The organism is Bradyrhizobium sp. 61, assembly GCF_023073075.1.
Lineage (GTDB): Bacteria > Pseudomonadota > Alphaproteobacteria > Rhizobiales > Xanthobacteraceae > Bradyrhizobium > Bradyrhizobium barranii.
In genome coordinates, this window is record NZ_JADPIU010000079.1 from 1 (window position 1) to 1,159 (window position 1,159).

General features: G+C 56.3%; 1 protein-coding gene. It reads right to left on the minus strand.

Annotated elements, in window-relative coordinates; genetic code table 11:
- Positions 1–29: 29 nt before the first annotated feature.
- A complete protein-coding gene (locus IVB46_RS30715; protein WP_247344159.1) occupies positions 30–1,157 on the minus strand; it encodes a murein L,D-transpeptidase family protein in 1,128 nt (375 codons plus the stop codon).
- Positions 1,158–1,159: the final 2 nt, after the last annotated feature.

Below are 1,159 nucleotides of genomic sequence, written 5' to 3' on the forward strand. Positions count from 1 at the left end.
GGATGCAAGCCTGAAGTAGACCGGGCGCTCTAGCACCCGTCGTCTCCTTCCACGACGGTCGACAGGAAGCTGGAACGAGCCAGATCACATGCAATCGGTTTCGAGAACGAGGTGCCAAACCATCTACTCGTCAACGAACCATCGTTGGTGACCCAGGGGATTGGCGGCAGTTGCGGCAGATAAGATGCATACGGCATCACTTTCGCAAGCGTCACTCTGACCAGATACTTTGCAAGAAAAGCCTCGTTCATTCCGCCGTCCAGTCCGCTATAGATCGGGGCTGCCGGCACGTTGTCATTGAGCAATCGCGCGAATTCGAGTTCGTCGGTACGTTGCTTCTCAAGCGCCCGCCGCGCAATTTTGGAATCCACAACAAACGCGGGGCATTTATCGGTGGGACTGAACACGAGAGGATACGGCGAATTTGGTGGAGCTTGCGCATCGAACACATAGCGTCGATTGCACACGTCCACCTTAGGTTCGAGATGCGTCGTCTCGAAGTGATCGTTGCCGACTTTGAGCATTTTCCAGAAGGAGAGGTTCGGGCTATTTCGATGCTGCGCCAGGTTTGCCGGCGTCAGGCGGAATGGATAAGCCTGGAGCTGAAAGGACGGTCGGCCGCCGAGGGAGTCCCGCGCTAGCGAATAGATCTCGCTTATCTGTTCGTCGGTCATGGCATAGCAACCGCTCGATGAGCAGTCGCCATGGATCATGAGTAAGCTGCCGTCGCGATTGTTTGCCTTGTCGAAGCTGTTGGGAAAGCCGACGTTGATCGCGAGATGGTAATCGGAATTGGGATTCATCAGCTCGGGAGTAATCGTATAGAACCCCTCTGGAGCCTGACGGTCACCCTCCTTCAGTTTCGGCCCGAGATCCCCCGACCACCGACAGATCGGGTACACCTTGAGGATTTTGAAGAGGCCGGTGGTGTCCTGTTTCCAGACTTCGAGCTCCGCCTCTTGCTTGAAGACGCGCACAAGGATAGGCGAGTATTTTGGCATCTTCTTTTGTCGGAGCAGCGAGAGCAACTCGGGTGGTAGCTCCTTTGTAGCCTTGGCCGGCAAGCGGTTGCTGTTTTCACCAAGGCAGGTGGCCGGCGACAACGCCGCGAAAAAAGCTGCAGTCAGCACAAGCGCACGGAGTGCCGTGGCGCCGATCA